The sequence below is a fragment of the Cupriavidus sp. 86D6 genome (assembly GCF_057815095.1).
Window position 1 is genome coordinate 130,238 of the sequence record NZ_JBYPSB010000012.1, and the last position, 15,354, is coordinate 145,591.

The 15,354-nt window shown below is 62.5% G+C and carries 16 protein-coding genes; 3 read left to right on the forward strand and 13 right to left on the reverse strand.

Annotated elements, in window-relative coordinates; genetic code table 11:
* Positions 1-32 precede the first annotated feature (32 nt).
* Genes dsbG through dsbD form a run of 3 tightly spaced genes read right to left on the reverse strand, consistent with a single transcriptional unit; the run spans position 33 to position 3,572 of the window.
* Entirely contained in the window at positions 33-836 is an 804-nt protein-coding gene (gene dsbG, locus AC3G88_RS22520) for a thiol:disulfide interchange protein DsbG (RefSeq protein WP_023082236.1), read from the reverse strand.
* Positions 837-843: 7 nt separating this feature from the next.
* Positions 844-1,683 (reverse strand): TlpA disulfide reductase family protein, encoded by an 840-nt coding sequence (locus AC3G88_RS22525; RefSeq protein ID WP_023082237.1) that lies wholly within the window; start codon positions 1,681-1,683, stop codon positions 844-846.
* Positions 1,680-3,572, reverse strand: a complete 1,893-nt coding sequence (dsbD, locus tag AC3G88_RS22530; RefSeq protein WP_434990626.1) for a protein-disulfide reductase DsbD — start codon at positions 3,570-3,572, stop codon at positions 1,680-1,682. The genes AC3G88_RS22525 and dsbD overlap by 4 nt, the downstream gene beginning before the upstream one ends.
* Positions 3,573-3,694: 122 nt before the next feature.
* Between dsbD and AC3G88_RS22535 the strand changes: the two genes are divergently transcribed.
* Entirely contained in the window at positions 3,695-4,363 is a 669-nt protein-coding gene (locus AC3G88_RS22535; RefSeq protein ID WP_023082239.1) for a response regulator, read from the forward strand.
* Positions 4,360-5,688: an ATP-binding protein gene (locus tag AC3G88_RS22540; RefSeq protein WP_023082240.1), complete on the forward strand. Its 1,329-nt coding sequence runs from the start codon at positions 4,360-4,362 to the stop codon at positions 5,686-5,688. Before AC3G88_RS22535 ends, AC3G88_RS22540 begins: the two co-directional genes overlap by 4 nt.
* Before the next feature lie 64 nt (positions 5,689-5,752).
* Here the strand turns inward: AC3G88_RS22540 and trxB are convergent, their stop codons facing one another.
* The 4 genes from trxB to AC3G88_RS22560 form a co-directional block, all read right to left on the reverse strand.
* Complete coding sequence (gene trxB, locus AC3G88_RS22545; protein WP_041106370.1) at positions 5,753-6,697, reverse strand: thioredoxin-disulfide reductase; 945 nt, start codon at positions 6,695-6,697, stop codon at positions 5,753-5,755.
* Positions 6,698-6,738: 41 nt separating this feature from the next.
* Complete coding sequence (locus AC3G88_RS22550; RefSeq protein WP_023082242.1) at positions 6,739-7,257, reverse strand: carboxymuconolactone decarboxylase family protein; 519 nt, start codon at positions 7,255-7,257, stop codon at positions 6,739-6,741.
* 82 nt (positions 7,258-7,339) lie between these two features.
* Positions 7,340-7,846, reverse strand: a complete 507-nt coding sequence (trxA, locus tag AC3G88_RS22555; protein WP_454008137.1) for a thioredoxin — start codon at positions 7,844-7,846, stop codon at positions 7,340-7,342.
* Between the two features lie 48 nt (positions 7,847-7,894).
* Positions 7,895-8,230, reverse strand: coding sequence for a DUF1360 domain-containing protein (locus tag AC3G88_RS22560; protein ID WP_228381271.1), 336 nt, complete (start codon positions 8,228-8,230; stop codon positions 7,895-7,897).
* A 185-nt stretch (positions 8,231-8,415) separates the two neighbouring features.
* Here AC3G88_RS22560 and AC3G88_RS22565 point away from each other — a divergent pair, with 185 nt between their 5' ends.
* Positions 8,416-9,099 (forward strand): ArsR/SmtB family transcription factor, encoded by a 684-nt coding sequence (locus AC3G88_RS22565; RefSeq protein WP_031668799.1) that lies wholly within the window; start codon positions 8,416-8,418, stop codon positions 9,097-9,099.
* Positions 9,100-9,221: 122 nt separating this feature from the next.
* Here the strand turns inward: AC3G88_RS22565 and AC3G88_RS22570 are convergent, their stop codons facing one another.
* The 6 genes from AC3G88_RS22570 to AC3G88_RS22595 all read right to left on the reverse strand — a co-directional run bounded on the left by AC3G88_RS22570 (position 9,222) and on the right by AC3G88_RS22595 (position 15,316).
* Positions 9,222-9,365 carry a DUF2474 domain-containing protein gene (locus AC3G88_RS22570; RefSeq protein ID WP_079279707.1) on the reverse strand — a complete coding sequence of 48 codons (144 nt, stop codon included), beginning with the start codon at positions 9,363-9,365 and terminating at the stop codon, positions 9,222-9,224.
* Positions 9,365-10,372 (reverse strand): cytochrome d ubiquinol oxidase subunit II, encoded by a 1,008-nt coding sequence (gene cydB / locus AC3G88_RS22575; RefSeq protein WP_031668800.1) that lies wholly within the window; start codon positions 10,370-10,372, stop codon positions 9,365-9,367. Before cydB ends, AC3G88_RS22570 begins: the two co-directional genes overlap by 1 nt.
* 5 nt (positions 10,373-10,377) lie before the next feature.
* Positions 10,378-11,820: a cytochrome ubiquinol oxidase subunit I gene (locus AC3G88_RS22580; protein ID WP_023082247.1), complete on the reverse strand. Its 1,443-nt coding sequence runs from the start codon at positions 11,818-11,820 to the stop codon at positions 10,378-10,380.
* Positions 11,821-11,924: 104 nt separating this feature from the next.
* The gene (locus tag AC3G88_RS22585; protein ID WP_023082248.1) at positions 11,925-13,160 is read right to left on the reverse strand and encodes an MFS transporter; all 1,236 of its coding nucleotides are present in this window, start codon (positions 13,158-13,160) and stop codon (positions 11,925-11,927) included.
* Between the two features lie 145 nt (positions 13,161-13,305).
* The gene (locus AC3G88_RS22590) at positions 13,306-14,205 is read right to left on the reverse strand and encodes an MBL fold metallo-hydrolase (protein WP_023082249.1); all 900 of its coding nucleotides are present in this window, start codon (positions 14,203-14,205) and stop codon (positions 13,306-13,308) included.
* An 82-nt stretch (positions 14,206-14,287) separates the two neighbouring features.
* Positions 14,288-15,316, reverse strand: a complete 1,029-nt coding sequence (locus AC3G88_RS22595; RefSeq protein ID WP_023082250.1) for an alcohol dehydrogenase — start codon at positions 15,314-15,316, stop codon at positions 14,288-14,290.
* Between the last annotated feature and the right edge of the window lie 38 nt (positions 15,317-15,354).

Consider the following 15,354-nt stretch of genomic DNA (forward strand, 5'->3'; position numbering starts at 1 on the left):
GCAGGTTGCCTTTCTCACCTTCGGCCGCGTCATCAGCGAGGACCGAGCACCTCGGCCATGGCCTCTGGGCGGGGCATGCCGTTGTACTTCTTGAGTGCACCGCTCTCATCGCGGACGACGATCCCCGGCGTTCCGCGGAACCCCAGCGTCAGCATGAGCATCTGGTGGTCTTCCAGAATCTTGCGCACGTCGGCCGGGACGGTCTTGGCCGGCGTGATGCCGCCCCGGTCGAACTTGTTCTCGTTCTCCAGCAGCGCCGCGGAGCGGTCAGGCGCACCAAGGATGGCGGCCGCCTTGTTCGGACTGTCCTGGCTGATGATGCCGACCAGCACGTGGCGCAACTGAACCTTGCCGGCATCCACCCAGGGCCGGGCGGCTTCCCAGAAACGATGGCAGTACGGGCAGTTGGCGTCGCTGAACGTGTAGATCACGCGAGGGGCGTCGGCCTTGCCATCGAGCACCCAGGTGGATGACTCCAACTGCGCCCACGCGCGGTCTCCCATGGGCTTGGCGACCAGCTCCTGTAGCTTGGCATCGTCGATCCGATCGCCCTTGGCGTCCAGCCGCGTGCCGACGATGACATGGCCGTCCTTGGTGAGGTAGGCCGCGATCGGCTGGTCGCCCGCGACTGCGGCAAAGGCGCGCACTTCTTTACCCGCGTCGAACTCCGTCATCACGGTCAGGCCCTGATCCTCCAGCGCCTTGACGGCGGGGGGCAGATTGGCGGGCGGAGTATTAGCGGGTGGCGTATTGGCGTTCTCCGCCTGGCTGCAACCCACCATCAGCATGAAGCAGAGCCCGAGAGGGATTCGATAGCGTGTGTGGTGTTGGAACATGGGGCTGTTACTCCTGGTTTGTGCTGTTGGGGCTGGACTCTTGCGCGTAGCGGCGCGTGATGGTGTTCTTGAGGCTGGCCATGGTCAGCTCGCCCATATGCGTATCCACCAAGCGCCCATCGCTATCGAAAAAGAGCGTGGTGGGCAGCCCGCGCGCGCCCATCACCCGCATCGTGTCGGATGCCGGGTCACGCAGCACGTGGTTGAACACCAGTCCTTCTTGTTCGAGAAAACTCTGGATGACCGAGGCCTGCTCGCCTTGGTTGACCATGACGAAGGCGATCCCCGGAAAAACTGACTGCGCTTGCTGTAGTACCGGCATTTCCCTTCGGCACGGGGGGCACCAGGTCGCCCACAAATTGACGACGACAGGCCGACCGGCATACGAATTCAGGGCAATCGGTTGTCCGTCGAGCATGGCCAGTTGCACATCTGGCAAGGGAGGTGCGGAACGCCGCAGCAGCTCGACCACGCCGCCCGCAGCCCCCCACGCCACGATCCCGGCAAAGACACCTGCGAAGACTGGCATCCGCAGCGCCCGGATCGAGCGCGTGCGCCAACCGGCGAACAGCAATGCCGCCAGTAGGCCGGCCCACCATAGGAATCCCCCATCACCGATCGAGATCATTGACCAGGGAGCCTGGGCATAGTCCTTCCACCAGCGCGCGATGTAGCCGAGCCTGGCAGCGATCAAACCTACGAGCAGCGCATCGAGAAGCAGGCTGCCTGCGGCTTTGTAGGGCGAGTCGGGCAACCGGCGCGCCAGCATGCGTGCCACGGTCCAGGCCAGCAAGGCGGAGACGGCGACGATCACCACGTCGATGGAAAACGGGCCAATCCCGATCATGGCGCCCCCGCGGCGTCGAGCCGTTCCAGGAAGCCACCTGCGTGGATTTCGCCGACGACGCGCTGTGCCCGACGTTCCTGGCCATCAGGCCCGACCAGAATCAGCGTGGGCGGCCCTTGCACCTGCCAATGCCTGAGCAGCGCCTGATCTTCCGCGTCGTTGCGGGTCACATCCGGGCGCACGATCTGCACCTGTGCCAGACGGGCGGCCACGGCCGGATTGCCGAAGACATTGCGCTCGATCACGTGGCAACTCACGCACCAGTCGGCATAGAAGTCGATCAACGTCCATTGGCCGCGCGCGCCGGCCTCGGCGATGCGGGCATCCACGTCCGCGGCGGATTTCGCCTGAACGTAGGTCATCTCGGCAGCGGCGGGCGCGGCGGCGGCTCCGCGCAGATGCGCCAGAGGCTGCAAGGCAGACTCTCCGCCTGACGCGGCACCGACGAGCATCAATACGGACCACAGCCCGGCGAACACGGCCACGGAACGCAGCGTCCAGGCCAGCCGATGCCGGGCCGCGACGGCCTGGCCCCAGGCAACCAGGCCGACCGCGATGGACAAGATCCACGCACCCCACAGCACCAGGCTCGCCGTGCCGGGCAGGAACCGGGCCAGCATCATGACCGCCATGCCAACCATGACGTAGCCGAAGATGATCCGCACCCGCTCCATCCACGCGCCGGGCCGCGGGAGGACCCGGGCACCGAACACGGCGATGGCCAGCAGCGGCAGGCCCATTCCCATGCCCAGCGCGAACAGTGCAAGCCCGCCATACAAGGCGCTGCCGGTCTGTCCGATATACAGCAGCGCACCCGCCAGGGGCGCGGTCATGCACGGCCCCACGAGCAACGCCGACAGAAAGCCCAGTGCCGCGGCCCCGGCGATGCGCCCGCCGGTCTTCCCTCTTCCAGCCGATTCGACGCGATTGACCAGGGCCGCCGGCAGGCGCAACTCGAACAGGCCGAACAGCGAGCTTGCCAGGATGAGGAACAGCGCGGCGAAGGCGCCCAACAGCCACGGGGATTGCAACGTGGCCTGGAGGTTGGCGCCGGCGAGTCCGGCCGCCACGCCCACGGCCGCATAGGTTCCCGCCATCGCCAAGACATAGGCCGAGGACAGGAGCAGCGCGCGCCGCGGATTGGCCTGGCTGCCGACGACCAGCGTCGAGACGATGGGGATCATCGGCAGTGTGCAGGGGGTGAACGCCAGCAGCAAGCCGAAACCGAAGAACAACAGGGTTCCGGCCACCGGCCCGAGCGTCGCGAGCTTCTGCGCCGCAGCCTGATCCTCGGCCATATCCAACGCGGCACCGGCATCGTCCGGTTTGGCGGTCGGCATCGTCGGCGATGACGCTTGAGGGCTGGCGACATCAGCCGCCGGCGACAAGGTTGTGCCGTTCGCAGGTGGAGACGGAATGCTCGCTACGGCGGGAAGCGTCACCGCGATTGTTTGGGGCGGATAGCAGATGCCCGCCTCGGCACACCCTTGCCAGTGCAGCGTCAGCGGGCCGGAAACCGTTGACGGCCAGCGAAGGCGGAGCGCATCGCCCGTATAGATTTCGGTGTCGCCAAAAAATTCATCATGCTTGGGCGTTCCAGCAGGCAGACTCAGGTCGATTTCTTGGCCCTGTCCATCGACCAACTTGATGGAGTGCCGATAGACGTAGTAGTCATCGGCGATACGTCCTTCCATCGAAAAGGCATCGCCCTGCTGTTGTACCGGGCGAAGCTGGAGCACCTCGGCGACGTCCAGAAACTGCGGATCATTGCTGGCCCAAGGGAGCAGGCTGGAATTCGCCCACGCAACGCCGATCGCAGAGCAACATATCAACAAGGCCGCGAGTACGCGCCGGTATAGGGACAAATCGAATCCTCCAAGCAAGGTCACTTGGAATGATGCGGCTGTCCGATTAAGCGAAACTAAAGTGGACGGGCACCCATTTCATTCGCTGACACACCCGTAACTCTTGGCCTAACATGCTATTTCGGTGAGAGTGAAATGGAGCAGCAATGCGGGTGTTACTGGTCGAGGATGATGAGCTGATCGGCAAGGGGATCGTGGCAGGCCTGCGCAAGCACGGCATTGAGGTTCATCACGCCTGTACCGCGCACGAAGCGGAGGCCATGCAGAAGGAAAACACCTTCCACGCCCTGGTGCTCGATCTCGGCCTTCCCGACCGCGATGGCATGGACCTGCTGGCCAGCATGCGGGCGTTTGAACCTCATCTTCCCGTGTTAATTCTCACCGCGCGCGACGCGATCGAGCACCGGCTGAAGGGCCTGCACGGCGGGGCGGACGACTACGTGGTCAAGCCATTCGATCTGCGCGAACTCGCGGCCAGACTGCATGCGCTGGTCAGGCGAACTCAGGGCCGCGCCGCCCAGGTCATCGTCGCCGGCCCCTTGCGCCTGGAGCCGGAGAGCGGGCTGGCTTGGCTTCATGGCGAGTCCGTCACGTTGTCGCGCCGGGAGGTCGATCTTCTCGCACACCTCGCCAGTGCGGATGGCCGCTGGGTGTCGCCGGACTTCCTCAATGAACGCATCTACGGGCTCTGCGAGGAAGTCAGCAGCAACGCCATCAACGTGCATATCCACAACATCCGGCGCAAGCTGGGAGCCGAAGCGATCGAGACCTCGCGCGGGCTGGGCTACCGCCTGGGATGGAGGCCTTCATCATGAGCCTGCGTCTTCGGGCGGTGTTGATCGCGAGCCTCTCGCTGATCCTGCTGTGGGTGGTCGCCGCCGCCCTGATGATGCGCGGTGTTCATTCCAATCTCGACCGGACCCTCGATGGACGCCTGGCCATGTCCGCGCGCATGGTTTCGGGGCTGCTCGAACGTGCGGCGCTGGCCCCGAACGCCGCCCCATCCGGCTTCACCGAGGCGGTGCGCGTCAGCGGCAAGGAAGGCATTGCATGCGAAATCCGGTCGCTGCAAGGTGAGGTTCTGGCAAGAACGACCACTGGGCCGCATTCGGAGTTCGAGTCCCTACCGGCCGGCTTCAGCACTCGGGAAGTATTGGGGCACCAGTGGCGGGTGTATGTCCTGCGTGCCAATGGCTACCAGATCACTACGGCAGATCGCGTCGATCAGCGGGACACCTTGATCAACGATCTGCTGTACGCCGCTGGCGTGCCATTTCTGATTGCCTTTCTGGGGGGGCTGGTTGCACTTTGGATCGGTATCGGGCGGGGGCTGGCGCCCTTGAAAGCCCTGTCGCAGCAACTACGCGACAAGCACGCGGACGACACGTCACCGATCGCGGTGGATCATTCGCCGTCGGAACTGCGACCGGTGCTGGACGCCATGAACGGCCTTCTGCGGCGCTTGGCGCGGGCGCTCTCGAACCAACGGGCATTCACGGATGCTGCAGCACACGAGCTGCGCACCCCGTTGACGGTGATCGACACCCATCTTCAAGTGGCGCGGGTCAGCGAGGGAGAAGACGTCGGGTCTTCGCTGGACAGTGCGGACCAAGGCGTGAAGCGCCTGCGGCGCACGTTGGACCAGATGATGGTGCTGGCACGCGCCGAAGCACCGATCCATGACGGTGACGAGTGCGCTTCGGTCATGGATGTAGTCCACGGCATCATCGAGCGTAGCGGCGACGATGCTGGCGGGCGGCTGACGCTGCTGACCGAGGGTAGTGACGCGGGCAGCCCCATTCCACGATCCATGCTGGAGATCGCGATCCGCAACCTGGTGGACAACGCATTGCGTTACTCGCCACCGGACAGCGCCGTCGAGTTGCGGGTACGCTTCGATGCCTCGGCGCGGGCCTGCCTGCTGGAAGTGGCGGACCGTGGTCCAGGCCTGAGCGCGGAGCAGACCACGCAAATCGGACAACGCTTTTGGCGCGGCGACCAGGGGCGTCAGCGCAGCGACGGTGCTGGCTTGGGTATTTCGATCGTCCGCGCCATCGTCGAACGCTTCGGCGGGCGGCTGGAGATGATGCCCAGAGACAACGGCGGCCTGGTCGCCGAGCTTCTCGTTCCGTTGCGCTGAGCAAACGGCTCCGGCAGAGCCGCCTCCCATAGCCAGGCGGTTCTACCGGACGTTCCCGATGCCTCTATGCCGGGCTCAGAAAACGCTCTGCATCGAGTGCCGCCATGCAACCGAAGCCAGCCGAGGTGATGGCTTGTCGGTAGTGCTGGTCGGCGACGTCGCCGGCGGCGAACACGCCTTCCACCGAGGTCTGGGTGGCGTTGCCGCCCAGGCCGGCGCGGATCTCCAGGTAGCCGTTGTTCATCGCCAGCTGGCCGTCGAACAGGCTGGTGTTGGGATGGTGGCCGATGGCGACGAAGAAGCCATGGGCCTCGATGTCCCGAGTGCTGCCGTCGATCACCGACTTCACCCGCACGCCGGTGACGCCGGCGTCATTGCCAAGCACCTCGTCCACCTGATGGTGCCAGACGGTCTCGATCCTGCCGGCCTCGACCTTGGCGAACAGCTTGTCCTGCATGATCTTCTCCGCGCGCAGGGTGTCGCGGCGATGCACCAGGTAGACCTTGCGGGCGATGTTGGACAGGTACAGCGCCTCTTCCACGGCGGTGTTACCGCCGCCGACCACAACCACGTCCTGGTCCTTGTAGAAGAATCCGTCGCAGGTGGCGCAGGCGGACACGCCGCGGCCCTTGAACGACTCCTCGGACGGGATGCCCAGGTACTTGGCGGTGGCGCCGGTGGCGATGACCAGCGCGTCGCAAGTGTACTCGGCGCTGTCGCCGACCAGTCGGAACGGCCGCTGCGACAGGTCGGCGGTATGGATATGGTCAAACACCACCTCGGTGTCGAAGCGCTCGGCATGGGCCTGCATACGCGCCATCAGGTCCGGGCCCATAAGGCCGTGGGCATCGCCGGGCCAGTTGTCCACCTCGGTGGTGGTCATCAGTTGGCCGCCCTGCTGCAGGCCGGTGATCACCAGGGGCTTCAGGTTGGCGCGGGCGGCGTAGACCGCGGCGGTCCAGCCAGCGGGACCGGAGCCGAGAATGATGAGTTGGCGATGTGTTTTCATGGCTGTAATAAGTGATCCATATAAGTGGCTGACCGAAGCACTCAGATTGCGAGAGCGACCAGAAAGCGGGACACCATGTTGTATGCAGCGACCGTCGCAACGGCTTCGACAGTCTGCTGCTCCCCAAAGAGTTCCTTGAGCTTCTCGATGACAACTTCATCCACTTCGACATTGCGGGTGGATTGGTCCGTCAGTTCGAGCAGCGCTCGCTCCTTGTTATCGAATAGCGAGGAAATACCATCGGCACGCAGGACATCGCATTTCTGCTGCGTGCCTCCGGCTTGCAGGTAGGCGGGCTGGTGAACATTCCACTCGAATTCGGCTCGGTTGAGCACCGCCACGCGACACATGATGAGTTCACGGTATTCGAGCGGGAGCTCAAACTCCGCTCGCACGCGACCGAGCAAGCCGTTCCAGCCCATTGCGAGCGGGAAGCTTTTGAGCAGTACGCGGTCAATGCCGATCAGCTCGCCATTCGGGCGACGCGCCCGCATGCTTTGCAGAAGCTCGGCTGGGGCTTCATCGCCGTCTTGCCACGGTTTCACTCTGACATGGGGCATTGGTGCTTCTCTCTTGGGAGTGCTCGGGATCTACATGCGTATGGCGGCCCGGGCGGTGATGCGAGCGGCCGGGCCACGACGGTCAACGAAGATGGTTGTTGATGAAGCGGATGACGTTGGGCTTCGGGGCAGCGCCGGTCAGCCGGTCAACCACCTGCCCATCCTTGAACAGCAACACGGTCGGGATGCTCTGCACGCCGTACCGGCCCGCCAATTCCGGCGAACCATCGATATCGACTTCACCGAACTGCGCGGTGCCTTGCATGTCCTGCGCCACGTCCTTGAAGACCGGGGACATCACCCTGCAGGGACCACACCATTCCGCCCAAAAGCGGACCGCGTATAGACCGGGCGATTGACCGAGCGCGGTATCGAAATTCTCGTTTGTCAGTTCTTGAAGCATGGGTTGGGGCTCCTGAGTTGCGAAAGAATCACCGGCACGGCCGGCGCGGGACACTTGGAAGAGAACCGCGGTGACGCGGCAGGGATGGACGTAACCGGCGGGTTGCGGGCACGGGCCGCGCCATTGCAACTGGAAGCCGGGGAGATATCTGCTGGCCGAATCATCATTGGGGGATGTCTGAAGCATGAAACCAACTCCTGAATTGCTGGCGCGGGATGCGGCTACGGCGGTCGGTTACTTGGGCGCAAACATCTCCTTGAGTTCCTTGTCGCGTACCTTCTTGGCCATCCCGGTGAGCAGCACCTTGAACATCAGCCCGCTGACCAACGTGGACAGCGTCAGGCTGAAGAACGCAGCGACGATCCAATCCACCAGCACCAAGCCACTGCTGGTGATGGTGGGGCGGAAGATGGCAATGCCCAGGAACACAACCCAGTGGCTGATGCAGAAGAAGCACTGGAACAAGTGGCCGGTCATATGGCCGACTTTTTGCGCCCAGTTGCGCAAGGGGGCGAACAACTCGCCCTGGGTGATGGAAACCGAAATGCTGCTGGTCGCCAGGGCGAGCACGAAGCAGGTCCATAGCGAATCCCATGTGGCAGGCGTAAGCACTGTGCCCATATTCAAAACTCCAGAACGGCTGATCCAAGGGGCCTTGTGCCAGCCGATTCGGTGGCCAAGAACAAGGAAATAAGCACATCACACTATCATTCAATCAATTGCTTGAATGATAGTGTGATGGTATGGTGATGTCAATGAACCCGCATTTGCATCCCGACGGCGTCAGCCGTCTCGACCCATTGGCCGAGGTCGCCAAGACCTTGGGGCATCCGCATCGCCTGGCGCTGCTGGAGCAGATCGTGCGTGGTGAGCGGTCGGTCGAGAAACTGGCCGAGCTGACCGGGATATCGGTGGCGAACGCTTCGCAGCACCTCCAGCACCTGAAGCGTGCTGGCTGTGTCCAGACCCGGCGGGATGGCAAGCACATGCTGTATCGCCTGGGGCCAGGGCCACTGGCCGCCGTCGTCTCGGCATTGCACGACTATGTGGCGTTCCAGCACGCCCGCATCCGCGAAGCCATTACGGACAGTCGGCAGCGGCCGCAGGAGATGGAGTCCGTCTCCATTGACAGCCTGCTTGACCGTCTGGAAGAAGGAGCGGTCGTGCTGCTGGATATCCGCGACGGTGGCGAGTTCGCACAGGCCCATCTGCCAGGTGCGATCAACATTCCGCTGGAGCAACTGGCGGATCGCGTCGGAGAACTGTCCCGAGGAACAGAGGTGGTGGCCTACTGCCGCGGCCCCTATTGCGTGTTGTCGATGCAGGCCGTCACCATCCTGCAAACCCTCGGTGTGCAGGCCACAGCGCTGGCCGGCGGCGTGCCGGAATGGCGGGCGGCAGGCTTGCCGCTACAAACCGCCGTTGATGCGGCACCGTAGTCCAGCTCAGCGCGCCGCCTTCCGCGCCGCGCCGTGGCGGCCAACTGTCCATCGGCAGAGCGACGTTTTGGAGTGGCCCGGCATAGTCTGAAGCATTGCGCTCCAATGCCGGCTCTCTACCGCTATGGCGTGCTTAAACCGACGGCCTGCATAACCTGTCGCAGAAGGTAGGACAAAACACCCAGGCTCAGCACGCTTGCCGACCAGATGGCAATCAGCCACAGCACGCGCTGCCATAAGGGTCTTTTTCCCTCGGATCTGGGCATCAGTGATACCCCTGTCCCAGCTTTACCTTGCCTCTGAAGACGTAGTAGCTCCACGCCGTGTAGACCAGAATGATCGGAATGATGAAAAGCGCGCCCACGAGCGTGAAACCCTGGCTTTGAGGTGGAGCGGCGGCTTGCCAGAGGGTGAGCGACCCCGGAACGATGTTGGGCCACAAGCTGATGATCAGGCCAGTGAATCCCAGGAAGATCATGGCCAAGGTCAGCAGGAAGGGCTTTGCGTGATCACCTCTCGACGCCGAGCGAAGCAGAAAGTAAAAGGCGGTCAACACCAGGATCGGAACGGGGAGGAACCAAAAGAAGTTGGGCAGGCTGAACCATCGATCGGCGATGCTTGGCTCGGCAAGTGGCGTCCACAGACTCACGATACCGATCGCCGCCAGAAGCAGGACGGCCAACGGTCGAGCAATCCGGTGCATTTTTTGTTGCAGAGGCCCCTCTGTTTTCAGAATGAGCCATGTGCAGCCAAGCAAAGCATATGCCGCGATCAGCGCCACCCCGGTAAACAGGGGGAACGGCGAAAGCCAGGCGAGCGAGTCGCCGGCAAATGCGCGATTCTGAACCGGAACGCCATTGATAAATGCGCCTAGCGTCACGCCCTGAAAAAAGGTGGCGATGAGAGATCCTCCAATGAAGGCTTTATCCCAAATATGGCGCTTGTGGTCCTTGGCCTTGAAGCGGAACTCGAAAGCCACGCCTCTAAAGACAAGTCCCAGCAGCATGAACATCAAGGGAAGATAAAAGGCGCTGAGAATCACCGAATACGCCAGCGGGAACGCTGCATAAAGACCCGCGCCCCCCAGCACCAGCCAGGTTTCGTTGCCATCCCAGACCGGAGCGACGCTGTTCATCATCGCGTCCCGTTCGGCCTTGTCCCGGACGAATGGAAAGAGGATGCCAATGCCGAGATCAAAGCCATCCATGACGACGTACATCATCACCCCAAAGACGATGATCACAGCCCATATGATCGACAGATCGACGCCCACCATCTTCATGCCCTCCCGTTGTGTTCGGCATTCATCGGATCGCCTTCCAGGCCGTTTTCCGCAGCAGATAGCGGTCGTGCGGGCGTGCGTGACGTGCCGGGGCCCCCGTGCTCCGCTCCCGCGCCTTCGCCCATCGCCGGCCCCTTGCGTACCAAGCGCAGAACGTAGCCTGTGCCGGCTCCGAACACAGCAAAGTAGACGATCACGAACAAGGCCAGAGACAATCCCAACTGGTTGGCGCTGTGCGCGGAAACGCCATCCGCGGTCCGCATCAATCCGTAGACTACCCAAGGTTGGCGCCCGACCTCGGTTGTGATCCAGCCCGCGAGAATCGCGATCAGCCCGGACGGCCCCATCCACAGGCAGAAACGCAGGAACGCTCGCGATTCATACAGCTTTTTATTCCAGCGCAAAAAGACACTCCAAAGACCTGCAAGTATCATCAATAAGCCCAAGGCCACCATGATTCGGAACGACCAGAATACGATCGTGGAGTTTGGACGATCCTCTGGCTTGAACTCCTTGAGCGCCGGAACCTGTTTGGACAAGGAATGGGTAAGGATCAGGCTCCCGAGATATGGCACTTTCACACTGAAGCGGGTTTCCTCGCGCTGCATATCGGGCCAGCCAAAAAGCGTCAGTGGCGTTGATTCCCCCGGGGTATTGGACCAGTGCCCTTCGATGGCGGCAATCTTTGCGGGTTGATGCTCCAGTGTGTTGAGTCCATGCAGGTCGCCGAGCAGAAGCTGCAATGGCGCCACGAAGACAGCCATCCACAGCGCCATGGAAAACATCTTTCGGATGGCGGGGTTCGTGCTGCCGCGCAGCAGGTGCCATGCCGCAGACGCACCGACAAAGAACGCCGTGGCAAGGAATGCGGCCGTCGACATGTGCGCCAAGCGGTACGGGAACGAAGGGTTGAATACAACCGCGAACCAATCTACTGGGATGACACGCCCATCCATCAGCTCGAAGCCCTGCGGGGTCTGCATCCAGCTATTGGAGGAAAGAATCCAGAAGGTCGACACCAGTGTGCCAATCGCCACCATGATCGTAGAGAAAAAATGCAAGCCGGGTCCGACGCGGTTCCATCCGAAGAGCATGACGCCCAGAAAGCCCGCTTCCAGGAAGAATGCGGTCAGCACCTCGTATGCCAGCAGAGGGCCAGTAACGGAACCTGCGAAATCCGAAAAGGCACTCCAGTTCGTACCGAACTGATAGGCCATTACCAGCCCAGACACAACGCCCATGCCGAAGTTGACGGCGAATATCTTCGACCAGAAGTGATAGAGATCCCGATAGGTCTGGGTTCCCGTCTTCAGCCACAGTCCTTCCAGAACGGCGAGATAACTGGCCAAGCCGATCGTGATGGCCGGGAATAGGATGTGGAAAGAAATGGTGAAGGCGAATTGGATTCGCGCGAGTTCCAGAGCGTCTAGGCCTAGCATGGCAAAACCTCAGTTCGTATCCTGAAATCAAAGAGCGCTGCCTTTACTCGGTATTCAAAGGCAGTCGCCGGGGTGCATGTCTGCATAGGGTGCCGCACACACATCTACCCTTGACCAACAGCGTTGTGCTTGTTCCCGCTTGGCGCGGCAAACAGAGCGACCAGAGCTATCGCGAGCGGAACGAACGACACCCACAAGACGGTGTACCAGTCGTAGGCCGCCAGAAGACTGCCTGAGGCAAAAGAGCCCACCGCCATGGTGCCGAATACGATGAAGTCGTTGAGAGACTGCACCCGTGTCTTTTCTTCAGGACGATGGCATTCCAGCACCAAAGCAGAGGCGCCGATGAAACCAAAATTCCAGCCTATGCCCAGTAGGACCAGGGTGAGCCAGAAATGGGCGACATCGACTCCCAGCAACCCCACGGCGGCGGACAGCCCGGTAAGCAGCAGGCCTGCAACGACGACACGACCAGCGCCGAAGCGCGTGATCAGTCGCCCTGTGAAAAAGCTAGGGGCATACATGGCAATGACGTGCCACTGCAGACCCAGATTGGAGCTTTCCTGCGAGTGTCCGCACATCTGCATCGCCAATGGCGCGGCCGTCATCAGGAAGTTCATCAGCATGTAGGAAACCGCGCCGCAAATGGCGGCGATGATGAACAACGGTTGGCGCGCGATGGTGCCCAGCGGCCGACCTCCCGCGACCTCCGCGGCGGAAGGCATGGGCAGGCGCACGCCGTACAGGACGATGGCCGATAGCGCCGCCACGATCGCCTGGGCGACGAACGTGGCTGCGAACATATGCGCTGGCCAAAGGTACATGGTGTGGGTGACCAACTGCGGTCCCACGACCCCCGCCACCACGCCACCTCCCATCACGAAGGACAACGCCCGTGCCCGCCGCGGTGCGGCGACACCATCCGCTGCTGCGAAGCGGAACGACAACACCACCGCCGCATAGGCGCCGCCAAAGAAGGTGGCCAGGCAGAACAGCCAGAACGATCCCAGCATGACTGCCAACGCTGCCAGCAGCCCGGTCAGCACCCCTCCGCCTGTGCCGGCAAGAAAAGCCGCACGACGGCCATGACGTCTGGCGATGGCTCCCGCCGGAAGGATGCAAGCGGCCATGCCGACCACGAAGATGGAAATCGGCAGCGTAGCCAGCGCCTTGCTCGGTGCCAGCATATGGCCAATGATCGCGCCCGTGGCATAGACCACCACCGAATTGGCTCCGGCCAACGCCTGAGCCACGGTGAGCCGGATGATGTTGCCGCGTTGATCGCGTTCGGAGAGTTCAAGCGTGGGGGTGTTCGATACGACGGCGTGGGGACTTGGCATGGGCGACTCGGGGGTAGATCAAGAATCCAGTCAATAGAAGTGGCGAAACACCGCCTTGTGCCAAGCGGCTGTACAAGGGGTGTTTCGCATGGTTCATGCAACGTGTCGCGGCATTCATGAACCTGGGGAATGCCGATGGGCGGGGCTAGAACGTATAGCTTTGCCCGTCTTCGGGAATCAGCACGCGCTTCGGGTCGAGTTGCTTCTCGGCGATGAACTCGGCCAGTTCCTTGCGTGATTGGGTGGCATGGCTCAGCGCATCCATATGGCTTGCAATGATGTAGGCGGTGGGTGCGGCCCTGCTCGCTTTGAGGAGATCTTCCTTGCCCATGATGATGGCGCCGTCCAGGCCCTTGAAGCGCACGTAGCCGGTGTTCAGGACGATGACTTCCGGCCTGTAGGTCGCCAGTGCGGTCTCAACGTGCCGGTTCCACACCGTATCGCCAGCGAGGTAGAGCGTTTTGAATCCAGGGCGCTGGAACACCACGCCGGACACTTTGCCGAGCTGTGGGCCGCGCACGGCCATGGCGGCATCGCTGCCATGCTGGCCGCTGGTTTTCGTCAGGCGCACGCCATTGAACTCGGTGCCCTCGCCGAATACACGGACATCGCGGAATCCGGCCTCCCGGATTTTTTCGGCATCCTCGGGATTCTGCGCAAAGATGGGTATGTCCTTGGGGATGTGCTTCTTTGCCGCTTCGTCCCAATGGTCGAAATGCAGGTGGGTGACGATGACCGCATCGGCTTCGATCACCTTGTCGATGCTGGTGGGGAGATCGACGCGCGGGTTGCGCAGGTGGTCGTTGAAGGCACCCGGCGCGGTGGGATAGGTTTCCTTCTCCGCCAGCATCGGGTCGATCAGGAAAGTGGTGTCGCCATAGCTGACCTTGACGGTCGCATTGCGGATTTGCTCGAAGCTGACGGGATGAGCGCCTTGGGCCGCCACTGTCCCTGATTCGGTCTGCGTGCCAAGTGCCGCGCAGGCTGAAAGGGAAACGGCGGCGATGATGCCAAAGAGTTTTGGTGCGAGAGATCGTAAAGACATGGAAGCCTCCGGTGGATATCGTTCGGGAAAAGGCTCGCAGAGCCTATCTGGCAAGCATTAATTGAAACTTTGGGCGCATGCCTCAGTGGGACTGATTCATGGTCAGCACCATGCGGAACTTGACGTCGCCGGATTTCATCCGCACGTAGGCGTCCTGGGCGTCTTCCAGGGGCATGGTTTCGATCCAGGGGCGCACGTCCGCCAGAACGCTGAAACTCAGGGTCTTCTCGTTGTCGTAAGGCGTGCCGGTGATCGAGCCCAGGATGCTGCGCTGCCCGCCGACCAGCAGGCCGGCGGGCACCAGCAGGGGCTCCTTGCCGGGGTTGAGCACGACAAGCCGCCCTTCGGGCGCCAGGCCAGCCAGCAGCGCCGATACCGTCTCCGCGTGGTCGATCATCGTGACGATGGCGCGCGCGCCACCCATGCTCTTGAGCCTGGCTGCCGCGTCTTCCTCACGGGTGTCGATGTAGAGGTGAGCCCCCAGCGTCAGCGCGTCTTCCGCGATGTCGCGGCCTCGTCCGATGGCGATGACCTTGAACCCCATCCTTCGTGCGTACTGAAGCGCCATGTGCCCCAGGCCGCCGATGCCCAGGATGGCCACCGTATCGCCAGCCTCTGCGCCGCATTTCTTGAGCGCGTTGAAGGTGGCGATGCCTGCGCACAGGATCGGGGCGGCTTCATCGGCGTCGAGTTCGTCTGGAATCGAAACCAATCCCGTGGCGCGTGCCAGCATCATCTCGGCGTAGCCGCCATCGCAGGTGGCGCCGAGGACGGGCTGGTTCTGGCAGAGCTGGAAGCGGCCCTGGCGGCACTGGACGCACTCGCCACAATGACCACCCAAGCGGCCCACGCCCACGCGCTGCCCCACTTTCCAGTTGGACGGGGTGTGCTCGCCGAGCGCCGCGATGCGCCCGACCACTTCATGACCAGGTACGCGCGGCGGTTGCAGCGTGGGATCGGCGCGTTCGATGTCGCCGGTATCGGCACCGCAGATACCGCAGGCTTCGACCTCGATCAGTACCTCTCCGACGCCGGGCGCAGGCGTCGGGCGCTCCGCCAGTTCAAGGACGCCAGGCCGGGTTACTTGCATCGCACGATAGGTAGTCTTCATGGTCATTGCTCCAAACTTTGTTGTCGTTGAAATAGGCA

Coding starts and splice junctions, on each gene's coding strand:
- AC3G88_RS22570 (WP_079279707.1), bottom strand. CDS start 9,365: ATGCCCAGATCCGAGGGAAAAAGACCCTTATGGCAGCGCGTGCTGTGG.
- AC3G88_RS22595 (WP_023082250.1), bottom strand. CDS start 15,316: ATGAAGACTACCTATCGTGCGATGCAAGTAACCCGGCCTGGCGTCCTT.
- AC3G88_RS22540 (WP_023082240.1), top strand. CDS start 4,360: ATGAGCCTGCGTCTTCGGGCGGTGTTGATCGCGAGCCTCTCGCTGATC.
- AC3G88_RS22525 (WP_023082237.1), bottom strand. CDS start 1,683: ATGATCGGGATTGGCCCGTTTTCCATCGACGTGGTGATCGTCGCCGTC.
- trxA (WP_454008137.1), bottom strand. CDS start 7,846: ATGCTTCAGACATCCCCCAATGATGATTCGGCCAGCAGATATCTCCCC.
- AC3G88_RS22550 (WP_023082242.1), bottom strand. CDS start 7,257: ATGCCCCATGTCAGAGTGAAACCGTGGCAAGACGGCGATGAAGCCCCA.
- AC3G88_RS22590 (WP_023082249.1), bottom strand. CDS start 14,205: ATGTCTTTACGATCTCTCGCACCAAAACTCTTTGGCATCATCGCCGCC.
- AC3G88_RS22565 (WP_031668799.1), top strand. CDS start 8,416: ATGAACCCGCATTTGCATCCCGACGGCGTCAGCCGTCTCGACCCATTG.
- AC3G88_RS22535 (WP_023082239.1), top strand. CDS start 3,695: ATGCGGGTGTTACTGGTCGAGGATGATGAGCTGATCGGCAAGGGGATC.
- trxB (WP_041106370.1), bottom strand. CDS start 6,697: ATGAAAACACATCGCCAACTCATCATTCTCGGCTCCGGTCCCGCTGGC.
- AC3G88_RS22580 (WP_023082247.1), bottom strand. CDS start 11,820: ATGCTAGGCCTAGACGCTCTGGAACTCGCGCGAATCCAATTCGCCTTC.
- AC3G88_RS22585 (WP_023082248.1), bottom strand. CDS start 13,160: ATGCCAAGTCCCCACGCCGTCGTATCGAACACCCCCACGCTTGAACTC.
- dsbG (WP_023082236.1), bottom strand. CDS start 836: ATGTTCCAACACCACACACGCTATCGAATCCCTCTCGGGCTCTGCTTC.